The organism is Paenibacillus profundus (assembly GCF_021369635.1).
GTDB classification, from domain to species: domain Bacteria; phylum Bacillota; class Bacilli; order Paenibacillales; family Paenibacillaceae; genus Paenibacillus_B; species Paenibacillus_B profundus.
Map to the genome: position 1 here is coordinate 69,298 of NZ_JAJNBZ010000015.1, position 11,592 is coordinate 80,889.

An 11,592-nucleotide genomic window follows, 5' to 3' on the forward strand; every position below is an offset into this window, starting at 1 on the left:
TTAGTGAAGTCAGTATAGCAAGCATTGACGCTCCAACACCATGATAATTTTGGAAAAATCCTCATTCATAAAAAAAATAAGGAGCGCCGGTAGCGCACCCTACTTCACATATTATTATAATGTTGGGTTCATAAATATGAACTTTTAGGATGCCATGCAGTCATTTAACTTCTTTTCTTGCCTTGACGAGCATGGATTCACCTTCGAAGCTAACAACACGTTCCTCTTCAACCGCGATGCGAAAATGATGTCGAATCTCTCCCTGTGCGGCAAGCATCGTCTGTTCCAATTCGTCTTTCTCTTGCTGCGGACGTCCCATGCGATCGAACCAGCTGTCGTAGCGGAAACGCTTGGCAAACGTCATCATGAATTCTATCGCCAGACCTTTTTCCTCAAGCATGCGAAGCCACTCTGTTTTTTTCAAGGCGCGGCAATGGCTCGGATCCCGCCGCTTCTCGACTGCATTATAAAATGCGTCATAGGCGTCATTCTCGGGAGAAACGTTGTCGATAAGCAGAAAGCTGCCACCAGGCCGAAGCACGCGCCAGGATTCCTGCACGAACGCCAGCACGTCGGGAAAATGGTGCGCCGCAATACGGCAGGTCACCATATCGAAGGCACAGTCAGAAAACGGCAGCCGTTCCGCATCTCCTTGCACGAACTGCACATTGCCATAGCCATTCCCGGCAATGAATCTTCTTGCATGATCGAGCATTGCCGGTGTCAGATCGTACGCCACCACATTCTCAGCCAGCGGAGCGAGCGCATTCGCGACATGTCCTCCTCCGGTCGCGATGTCCAGTACATCCCGCTTCGTCTCCATCGCCGCCATTTGCAACAGCCACTCCAAGTCCTCGCCTTGAGCATGGCCTTGACTCGTTACATACTTCGCGGCATTTTGACCGAATTACTGCATGACTTGCTGCTTGATGTCCACCATATTATTATTGCACCTCTCTTGGAAACTGAATTGGTCACCGTAGTTTCACCAGACAAAACTAAGTTTCATTTATCAACATTGTCATTTTACCAACCATTCCCTGTCCCTGTAAAGAGGCGCTATTGGCATTTTAATTGCCCTTGGAGCCAATGATGTCGTATGCCAGAATAACGTCAATATCTTGGTTGTAGTTCCCGAAGTGCTTGCCGAACAGACTGACGCCTCCAGGATTGACGGAAGTGTCATGCGATGCGATGCGAAAGCCGATATCCTTGCCGAACTGGATGTTTACATCGTCTATCGTCACGTCGGACATTCGTACCCCATCCACATAAGTCCCCCGATCGCTCACCGAAATCGTCTTCAACAATCCGTATTGCGTCCCATTGTTCCACCAGCTTGGGGTATATACCCCTTTTCGCTCGCCAAAATCACCCGGACAGGTCCACATGCCGATCGGAATATCATTGATGTAGAAAGAAATGTCCGACGGCCAAGCTTCGTTATATCCAGGCGCTTCGGAACAGAGCTCAAGCGAGATCTCCAAGGAGCGTGCCGCTTGATTGCCGAGCAAAAAATTCGGGAGCCGGTATTCGACATAACCGCTGCCGAACCAGAGGTGGCTGGCGCGGACGTGCGCCGGATCAGCGAAATAGCGCGGATCGTCCATGACGCCAATGATGCGTTCGGATGATGCCAAGCCGCAGGTCGGCCGGACTTCACAAGCGGCATATTGCCCGATCGGAATCGACACGGTATGCGTCAGCGGCCGCGCCCGTTTCGGTCTGAATTCCAGAATGGCTTGTTTCATTTGCAACGAGCAAATTTTTTGTATGCCCCGTTTTCCCGCAACGCTTGCGCACGATACGATGCCCGCTTCGGTCAGCTTCTGAATATGCTTCGTCACGATGGCCGATGAAATGCCGAGCGCTTGTGACATCTCCTTAATGTTCAGCGGCTTCTCATTCAGCAGCTCAATTATTTTTACCCTTGTCTCTGACGACAGACATTCTAAGAAAGTCATGTTCTGTACAGATACTTCAATTTTCATAAGCAATAACCTCGAATTCATCTATTTTACTGTCATTATATAACCTGCAAGTTAATTAAACCATTAGTATTGACCGTCAGAACTGGCAGCATTATTATAATAACAAATATAGTTCATAAATTTATTAATTAATTAACTTTATAGTTAACTTATTGGAGGGAAAAACATGAACACCATTCCTAGACCGGAATATCCACGGCCGCAAATGATGCGCGACGAATGGCTCAACTTGAACGGCGAATGGCAATTTGAAATCGATCATGGCCGGAGCGGCAAAGAAAGATCTTTGTACGCACCGGAAGCAGCATTACAGGACCGCATCATTGTCCCTTTTTGTCCCGAAAGCAAGCTCTCCGGCGTGCATTATACGGATTTCATGGACGCGGTCTGGTACAAACGGGTATTCACTCTGCCAGCGCAGTGGAACGGCCAACGCATATGGCTTCATTTTGGAGCAGTTGATTATGATACAGAGGTATGGATAAACGGAACGGCCGTCGGGACGCATCGCGGAGGATATAGTTCCTTCTCATTCGATATTACAAATACGGTTGTACCCGGGGACAACGTGGTGGCGGTATGCGCCGAAGACGACGTGCGCTCTCCCCTGCAGCCGCGCGGCAAACAGAGCGAACGATTGCATTCACATGCTTGCGACTACACGCGCACGACCGGCATTTGGCAGACCGTCTGGGTGGAATGCGTGCCGCTAACTTCCATCTCCTCCTTCAAGCTGATTGCCGATCCGGACAATGGCTGTGTTCACCTGCAAGCGAATGTGGCCGGAGATACGAATGCATGTGTCCTTGAAGCAGAAGCGTCGCATAGAGGTCGTCCGGTTGGAAGTTCAGCCGCCATCTTGTCCGGCTCATCGCTGCGGCTGACGATTCCGCTTGATGAGGTGTGTCTATGGGAGCCGGGGCATCCGGAGCTATACGATCTGCAGTTAACTATCCGGCGCAACGATGCGGCCATCGATTCAGTCCAATCCTACTTCGGGCTGCGTTCTGTCAAGCTGGACGGCATGGCGTTCCGGTTGAACGGCAAGTCGGTGTTCCAGCGGCTAGTGCTCGATCAAGGCTTTTATCCTGACGGGATATATACCGCTCCGACTGATGATGATCTGCGCCGGGATATTGAGATTTCAATGAATCTCGGTTTCAACGGAGCACGTCTGCACGAGAAAGTATTCGAGCCGCGCTTCCTGTATTGGGCTGACAGGCTCGGATATCTGGTCTGGGGGGAGTATGCCAACTGGGGACTGGACATTACGAGCGCCGCAGGCTTGGAACGGTTTCTTCCCGAATGGCTGGAGACCATCATCCGAGATCTCAACCATCCTTCGATTATTGGCTGGTGTCCGTTTAATGAGACGTGGGATGCCGACGGGAAGAAACAGAATGACGAGATTTTGCGCATCGTCCATTCCGTGACCAAGTTGGTGGATCCGACACGTCCTGTCATCGATACGAGCGGCAATTATCATGTAGTCACTGACATTTTTGACGTCCATGATTATGATCAGAATCCAGATACATTCCGAGAAAAGTATGAACCAATGAAGCACGGCGGACCAGCGTTCGTCACTTTTCCAGAGCGTCAAGCCTATGAAGGCCAACCGTATTTCGTAAGCGAATACGGTGGTATCTGGTGGAATCCGGGGCAAACCGATGGGCATGGCTGGGGCTACGGCGACCGCCCGACAAGCGAACCCGAATTCATCGAGCGATACGGGAAATTGACGAGTACGCTGCTCGATCATCCGATGATGTGTGGCTTCTGTTACACGCAGCTTTATGATATCGAACAGGAAGTAAACGGGCTGTGCACGTACGACCGCAAGCCTAAATTCGATCCTGGCCTCATTCGGCGCATCAACACCCAGAAAGCCGCCATTGAGGACTGACAGCGCAAAGAGAGCGCGCAACCTTCTTGTTCATCGGCTGCACGCTCTCTCTTTTATACCCGTCACACTTCTGCCGCCGGTCGCCCCGCTATGGACGAAAAGCCGCTGTCTTCTTTGTCACGCTCCGCCCTGCGCAAATATTTTTGCCCCTTCCAACGATACAAGGCAAGAAATCCGCGCACATACTCATCAGCTATCATGCAGATATATATGCCTGCCAGTCCCCATCCCCATCCGATGCCTATCACATAGGACAGCGCCGTAGCGATGAGCCACATCGAGAAGAGCGACGCAAGCATCGTGAACCGGGTATCTCCGACCGCATTGAGCGAGTTGTTAATCGCCATGTTCAACATCTTGCCGGGCTGCAGCAATAGATTGAATCCGAGCAGCGAAACACCGAGCGCAATAATGTCCGTGTCGGTCGTAAATAAGCCGAGCAGCCATTTGCCGAAAACGAAGATCATAGACGCATTCACCACTACCAGCGCAAGCCCGACGCCAAGTGCCCGATACGCTACCTTGTATGCATCACGCGTGCGCCCTGCACCGTACAAATGGGCAATCTGAATCTGAACCGCGAGCGCGATGGAATTGCCGAGCAAGAAGCAGTACGATTCCAACGTATTCATATACGTCCGTGCTGCCAGCTCCTTCGCTCCCAGCAAAGCGATGAACGTGAAGATGACAAGCTGGGAGAACACCCAACAGGACATATTAACGCCCAGCGGCCATCCGATGCGAAGAATCTCTTTGAACAGCTTGCTATCGAACGTCAGCAAGTCCCGCGTACGGATGCTTGGCTCGAACGAGCGCACAAACAGATATAATAGCAGCACGGTAGCAAGCAGACGGCTGACGAGCGTCGAGATCGCCACCCCGGTCAAGCCCCATTGCGGAAATCCGAATTCTCCAAAAATGAACCCGTAGTTCATAATTACGTGCACGACATTCATGCCGATCGCCGTATACATCGGACCTTTCGTATTGCCAGTATTGCGGATGACTGTGCTGAGGGTGGACATGAGCGCCGTCAGCACCATGCCCCCGCCCACAATCGAAATATATACTTCCGCGAGCGGCAGCAGGTTATCAGGCAGCTGCAGCACGGATGCGATAGCGCGCGGCTGCGTGTACAATAACAGACTGAGCAGAACACCAATAAACGCACTGGCCGTCACCGCCATAATCGCAATCGTGCGGGCATCATTCTCTTGACGGGATCCCAGCTTCTGCGCAATGAGAATGCCAGCCCCGCTGGCTACCGTCATGAACAGCGTCGTCAGCGCCATGAACAATTGGTTGGAAAATCCGACAACCGCCACTGCGTCATCCGAAATGCGGCTGACCATGAGTGTATCCGCCGCTCCGAGCAAAAACTGCAAAAACAATTCTACAAAAATAGGCCATGCCAGCAGACCTAATGAAAACTTATTCCGTTCGTCATTCACAAAACAAACCTCCTGCTTTCCCCTGGTGTCACAACGCTGAAATTACGTCTCTAAGCAGATAGAACGATATTATTATAGATGGTATACTTGATGCGATGTATCAGGAATCCAACCTAAACAGCCAGTAGTGTATCCACTTGATTTTTCATATACGTTTACTTCGACAGAACCCTCACCGCTTCCTGCTCCAGATGCCGATAGAGGTGACTTTTTCAGGAGTTAGCAGCAGTAAGGATAGACAGGATCGTGTTAGACTTTTTCATGGAGTCGCCACCTTTCGGTTAAGTTTGTAGGGGTACAAACATTTTGCCAGGTTAGAGATTCCTTTTCCACCATTTAGTGGTTATTCAACAAGCGTGCTGTTGTAAAATAGGAATAACAAAAAAGCAAAGTAGAAAACTGTGACCAGGAATTATCATTCTGGCTGTAGCTTCTAATTTGCTTGAATATATCTGAATAATTGGGTAGAGTTGAAAGCGTTTTTTATCGAAATCTCATTATAGAGTCCAGGAAGGAGATCATTTATTTATTAGCTCTTGTTTCAATTTTCTTTAGAGTGGTAACCAATATGGATTCATCTGTAATTTCTTCCTCTATCTGAAATATGATGCGAAGGTTTGGATCAATCCATATTTTCACTTTATTATCCATAGTAGTTAATGCGATCGAATTAATTTTTCCTAATATAGAGTTTTTTATGTCTTCATTCCCTTTATTAATGTAACTATTAATTTTTCCGTCCAATGTATTGCAAAAAATATACTTATCATTTAAGTTCTTAATAAGAAATGGAATTTGAAAGTAAGACCCTGAACTTAACATATAATTATCAGGATAAGCAATTTGTACGTTGGAAGTATTATTTTTACCATCTAGAGTATGTTCAGTAGATTTTGTGTCAATAACAATTGAATTATCTGAAATTCTTGTACTAACTTCTCTTTCATACCGTTCTTTGTTATCTATATATTCTGTTTCAGATAAATCCACTAATGAATATTCAGAGTTTAACTTATATTTTTTTATGTTAAGTAAGTCTTTTCCCAACCCCACTAAAAATTCCTTTTTCAAAAATCTTTTCTCATCGAGTATATAGTAATCACCTTCCTGATGTATTGATATTTCTTGGGTCCCAATTAATTCAGAAGTTGGTTTATTCCTAATCTCGTAATACAAAATTGATGAATCAATTTTATCAGTTAAAATTATCTTTTCTGAGTTATCATTGGCCGTTATGTCTGAATTATCCTTGGTTGAATTTTGACAAGCGCTGAGAAGAATGATAACTAATAACAGAAACATATATTTTATCCATTTCATAATTATGGTGCCTCACATTCAACAGATAGTTCAAAGAGGAGGGGGTTATCCTACTACACAATCATAATCAATTTTCAAGATTTTTTTGTGTAGAGCCTTAAATCAATACCAGTAGCTGTATGACCAATTCCATTGCCACCAAAATTGTAAGCCTGGTTCATCTCCATTTTTAACAAACCAAGCTGTTGCGCCTTCTTGTGCTACATTTGCAGGGTGAACTACAGGATCTCCAGTCCAAGTCTCACTGAAAGTATTGGTACTTGGTTCCGCTACAAGCAGTCCTTCATCCAATTGAAATGATCCACCAATCGAACCTACACTCACCCCTTCAATCGAGGGGTTGATGGCCCAATTGAAGGCACTTGTTGATTTTTGCTTTGTAGTCCCTTTTGGCGACCAGTCATTTAGGCTGATAGAACCTCCTTCGGAGGAATAGTATGATCTCCACTTCAACTGCGATATTCCTGAAGATTTACTATCTTTCGTAATTCCTGACGCCGTAGAAACTTGTTCTAGAACATACAACTTATGTTTTCCCGCATCCTTTGCTTTGTACAAACGCACGACACCATAAAAATTAGAGTAATCATCTCCTTCTTGTGTTGGGGAGGAATTCAGGAGAGTGTAGTCAGAACTAGCATAAGTAGATGAATTCAAAAAGTAGCTAATGTTATCATTTAAAGAAAGGTTCCCGTACGACTTAATTAAATCTTGATTTTTGACCGGGTCAGTAGTTAAGTAAAACCGATGGGTCGAATGTTTGCTTTCATTTATATTCAAAGAACTTTGATCAGAAGCGGCAGTACAAACAGTAGTGGCCATCGCTGATAAGAGTAACAACAAACCAAGGAATGTGGACCATTTTTTAAACACTTTTAACGCCTCCTTTAGTATATAAGGATATGCATCTATTATAAGGTTAAGACAATTGGATACATTTGTAAAGTTTTATGTTGTAAATTTACGATAGGATCTCTGAACTCGATTCTCGAAAGCAACTCCATCTAAAAAGCTCAAATCTTTGGTAAACGACTTCGCGATGAGCCTGTCGTTAGGAAAGCGATAGTTCCCAGTAGCCGACGCAGCTCGCGTGGTCGTCTTTGGCTGCTGGTCGGCCATTGAAAGGTGCCGCGCTTGCCAGAAAAGCTTGCAGCAATCCAATCAGTTTTTTTGATGCGCTATCGCATCGAGCAAGCCAAAATTCTGCTGCTGCAGACTGATTTGACCGTCTCCCGCATCGCCGAAGACATCGGGTTCCGTCATGCTGCCTACTTCACCTCATGCTTCAGCAAATATGAGGGAATTGCGCCGCGCAGCTACCGCCAGCGCTTTTTCTCTATTTGATAATGGCGAACTGACTTGCTTTCAATGAGGGTATAGTGCGTCGAACTCCTGGCTGCATGCTATAAGACGTGATATATGATCTTGGCCTTCCGTTCCGTTATAATAGATAGTGCAGACTACAGAAACGGCATAGCAGCCTTATTTATTACATAAAGGAGATTCGTTTCTGCAATCGATTCTGCGCAAATTAGTGCAATGGAGGCGAGAGCATGTTAGTCGTTACAAACACAATCAGAATTAAAGCTGGATTCGGGAAGCAGGTGGCGGAACGCTTCGCGAACGCGAAGGGCGTACAGCAAATGCCCGGCTTCGTCCGCATGGAGGCTTGGCTTGGCGAAGGCAAAGAAGGCGAAGAAGAACTGAAAGTGTGCACACTCTGGGAGAATGAAGAAGCATTTCACAATTGGACATCCAGCGAAACGTTCCGCGCTTCGCACCGTGGAGCTGGAGACAGCAAAGAATACATGCTGGGCGCATCGCTGAATAAATATGAGCTGGTCGTCAGTCACAATACACAACAAGGAGCGGTAACGGAATGAACTTAAACAACAAAGTCGCTCTCATCACCGGTGCGGGCAAAGGAATCGGCAGAGCCCTCGCGATCGCCTTGGCGAAGGAAGGAACGCATCTCGGACTTGTCGCCCGGACGACTTCCGATCTGGAAGCTCTAAAATCTTCACTGACGAAGGAGTATGGCGTGAAGGTCAGCATCGCCGCAGCGGATATTTCCGTGCAAGCGGAAGCGGACAAGGCAGTTGCCGCCATCCGAGACGAACTCGGCACAATTGATATTTTGGTAAATAACGCCGGTATCGCTAAGTTCGGCACTGTTCTGGAGATGGATCCTGCAGAATGGGAGCGCATCATTCAGGTCAATCTGATGGGCACTTACTACGTAACGCGCGCCGTGCTGCCGACCATGATCGGACAGAACTCCGGCAGCATCATCAATGTAGCCTCCACCGCTGGTGAACGCGGATTTGCGACGGGCTCCGCCTATAATGCCTCCAAGTTTGCCGTCATGGGCCTGACCGAGGCGTTGATGCAGGAAGTGCGCAAGCACAATATCCGTGTCACGGCGTTGACACCGAGCACCGTCAACACAGAGCTTGCCGTGAACGCCGGCCTCAAGATTGGCGACGAGGAGCGGATGATGCAGCCAGAGGATGTCGCCGATCTGGCACTCGCTACCTTGAAGCTGCCTGAGCGCATTTTCATCAAGACGGCGGGCATTTGGACCACGAATCCACAATAACCATTGTCCATTAACATATCGCATGAGAAGACAGGGGAGCTTATATCCCCTGTTTTTCTTTTTTACCGGAACTTTCCGCGTCCGTTATTGAATTTCTTGATTAGAGTTTGATACGCTTCGTTACTTATCTCAAGATATTGGAGGGGCGGTACTCTCTCTGTTCGGCGCTTCCGTTCACTCTCCCCTTCGATCAGTAACAACAATTCCCGCCTGTCTCAGGCGCTAGGCGGTGTGATCTAAAGGTGATGTTGCTGCATCGTCTGAGAAGCTACGGAGGGATGCCCCTTCTGAACGAGTGGGAGAATGGAGAGAAGTACTTGGCAGCATATCGTTATTGGCTGGAAATGTGATCTTTCTTTCGTTCAATTTATATGGCTCCCCTACTATTTCATAAAAAAACCATACAATATGAAAATTTATACAGTATCACATATTTACTAACTCGTAACACCATGCTATAGTGTTACAGATTGTGTAATTCGTGATACCACTAACGGCTTGGGAGAGGATGTTGTGCTTCGATTTGTATTGTCACGAATTGGCGAGGCTGCAGTCGTGCTGCTGATCGTCAGCGTAATCGTCTTCATCTTTATCCGCCTGTTGCCCGGCGATCCGGCGATGGCTCTATATGGCGATAACATCCAGAAGATGACACCTGCCGATCAGCTGCGCATCCGCGACAATCTCGGATTGGATGAGCCGCTTCACATCCAGTACACCAAATGGCTCGAAGGCGTGATGCACGGCGAACTCGGACGCTCCTATCTGAATGGGGAACCCGTCAGCACCATCATTTATAATGCGGTCGGCCCCACCGTGCAGTTGATGCTGACAGGGACGTGCCTTACCGTGCTCGCCTCTCTGCTGCTTGGAACCTACACCGGGCTCAGGCATGCTTCCAAGACTGATGTTGTTGTAACCGTCTTCAGTTACTTATTGATGTCCATGCCCGCATTTTATCAAGCGTTGCTGTTCATGCTCGTGTTCTCTCTGTATTTCGGTTGGTTCCCCATCGCAGGCATGGGAAGCCCGCATGGAGGATTCGGCGAGTGGCTCCGCCACATTACGCTTCCCGCACTCGTTCTGTCCTTATCACACATCGGTTATTACATACGGCTTTTACGAAATCATGTCCTTATAACAAAGGAAAAGGACTTCGTGCGTGCGCTCGAAGCCCGTGGCGTTCCTTACCTGCGTATCGTAACCCGTCACATCGCACCTAATTCAGCACTGCCGTTTCTTACGTATATCGGGATGTCATTATCGTTGACAATGGCTGGTTCCGTCGTCATTGAAACGCTGTTTTCTTGGCCTGGTCTTGGCATGCTGTCCTTGAAATCGGCGCTGACGCGAGACTATCCGGTACTCATCGCCGCAATTCTGCTCGGCACGTTCGTTGTCATTATCGGCAGCTTGCTTATCGATCTGTTCTGCGCCTGGTTCAATCCGCGCATCCGGCGGCAGCTTGTAAAGGAAGGAGCAGCTTCATGAAACTGACGAAATGGCTGGCTGTCACCGCCTGCGCCTATCTATGTCTCTTGCTTCTGCTCTCGTTCGCCGCACCGTATGCAACCGGGCACGACCCGGTTGATGTCAATCTGGGATCCATTCTGCAGCCGCCGCGGCCAGATCATCTGATGGGTACGGACGAGATGGGACGCGACGTGTTCACTCGCTTGTTGTACGGCGCGAGAGTATCGCTCTCTGTCGGATTCGCCGCTATGCTCGTGTCGCTCGTCGTCGGTGTCGTCTACGGTACCGTAAGCGGATACTGCGGCGGCTGGATCGACCGGATCATGATGCGGCTTCTGGATACGCTGCTCAGCATCCCGAGCTTGCTTATCATGATTGGAGTACAAGCCATCCTCTCCCCCGGTCTGCTCACAGTCGTCCTCGTCATCGGCCTGACGGGCTGGATGTCGCTTGCCCGCCTCATCCGTACCGAAATGTTCGAGCGCAAGGACGAAGTATTCATTCAAGCATCAATCGTTGTCGGCGCTTCGCCTTATCGGCTGTTCGTCCGCCACTTGGTTCCGCATTCCTTGCCGACGATACTGGTCATGTCGGCGAGCGGCGTCGGCCATGCCATTTTGTCCGAATCGACGCTTAGCTTTCTAGGCCTCGGTATCCCGCCGCATGAAGCTTCGTGGGGGAACATGCTCGTAGGCGCACAAAATCATCTGCTGACAGGCGCCTGGTGGGCAGTCGCCTTCCCCGGAGCGTGCATCGTGTTGACGGTGCTGGCTATTACCTTCCTCGGTGATTGGCTTCAGAACCGCTATGGCAGCCCGCAATTCAATCCGAAGAAATGAAGAGCACGTGTTC

Annotated in this window: 9 protein-coding genes and 2 pseudogenes; 6 read left to right on the forward strand and 5 right to left on the reverse strand. The window is 48.6% G+C overall.

The window, feature by feature from the left end:
• Positions 1 to 160: 160 nt before the first annotated feature.
• Positions 161 to 907: pseudogene (locus tag LQV63_RS17685) on the reverse strand (class I SAM-dependent methyltransferase); the annotation flags it as partial.
• A 163-nt stretch (positions 908 to 1,070) separates the two neighbouring features.
• Entirely contained in the window at positions 1,071 to 1,991 is a 921-nt protein-coding gene (locus LQV63_RS17690; RefSeq protein WP_233697718.1) for an ArsR/SmtB family transcription factor, read from the reverse strand.
• A gap of 166 nt (positions 1,992 to 2,157) precedes the next feature.
• Here LQV63_RS17690 and LQV63_RS17695 point away from each other — a divergent pair, with 166 nt between their 5' ends.
• Positions 2,158 to 3,897: a glycoside hydrolase family 2 protein gene (locus tag LQV63_RS17695; RefSeq protein WP_233697719.1), complete on the forward strand. Its 1,740-nt coding sequence runs from the start codon at positions 2,158 to 2,160 to the stop codon at positions 3,895 to 3,897.
• A gap of 62 nt (positions 3,898 to 3,959) precedes the next feature.
• On the opposite strand, the gene LQV63_RS17700 is transcribed toward LQV63_RS17695, so the two are convergent.
• From LQV63_RS17700 to LQV63_RS17710, 3 genes are all read right to left on the reverse strand, one after another.
• A complete protein-coding gene (locus LQV63_RS17700; RefSeq protein ID WP_233697720.1) occupies positions 3,960 to 5,348 on the reverse strand; it encodes an MATE family efflux transporter in 1,389 nt (462 codons plus the stop codon).
• 522 nt (positions 5,349 to 5,870) lie between these two features.
• Positions 5,871 to 6,668, reverse strand: coding sequence for a hypothetical protein (locus LQV63_RS17705; RefSeq protein WP_233697721.1), 798 nt, complete (start codon positions 6,666 to 6,668; stop codon positions 5,871 to 5,873).
• 102 nt (positions 6,669 to 6,770) lie between these two features.
• On the reverse strand, positions 6,771 to 7,541 hold the full coding sequence (locus tag LQV63_RS17710) for a hypothetical protein (protein ID WP_233697722.1): 771 nt from the start codon (positions 7,539 to 7,541) through the stop codon (positions 6,771 to 6,773).
• 294 nt (positions 7,542 to 7,835) lie between these two features.
• On the opposite strand from LQV63_RS17710, the pseudogene LQV63_RS17715 reads away from it, so the two are divergent.
• The 5 genes and pseudogenes from LQV63_RS17715 to LQV63_RS17735 all read left to right on the forward strand — a co-directional run.
• Positions 7,836 to 8,012 (forward strand): annotated as a pseudogene (locus LQV63_RS17715) (helix-turn-helix domain-containing protein); the annotation flags it as partial.
• 209 nt (positions 8,013 to 8,221) lie between these two features.
• Positions 8,222 to 8,551 (forward strand): antibiotic biosynthesis monooxygenase, encoded by a 330-nt coding sequence (locus LQV63_RS17720; RefSeq protein ID WP_019421504.1) that lies wholly within the window; start codon positions 8,222 to 8,224, stop codon positions 8,549 to 8,551.
• Complete coding sequence (locus LQV63_RS17725) at positions 8,548 to 9,267, forward strand: 3-ketoacyl-ACP reductase (RefSeq protein ID WP_233697723.1); 720 nt, start codon at positions 8,548 to 8,550, stop codon at positions 9,265 to 9,267. Before LQV63_RS17720 ends, LQV63_RS17725 begins: the two co-directional genes overlap by 4 nt.
• Positions 9,268 to 9,780: 513 nt before the next feature.
• Positions 9,781 to 10,758, forward strand: a complete 978-nt coding sequence (locus LQV63_RS17730) for an ABC transporter permease (RefSeq protein ID WP_233697724.1) — start codon at positions 9,781 to 9,783, stop codon at positions 10,756 to 10,758.
• Complete coding sequence (locus tag LQV63_RS17735; RefSeq protein ID WP_233697725.1) at positions 10,755 to 11,579, forward strand: ABC transporter permease; 825 nt, start codon at positions 10,755 to 10,757, stop codon at positions 11,577 to 11,579. Before LQV63_RS17730 ends, LQV63_RS17735 begins: the two co-directional genes overlap by 4 nt.
• Positions 11,580 to 11,592 lie beyond the last annotated feature (13 nt).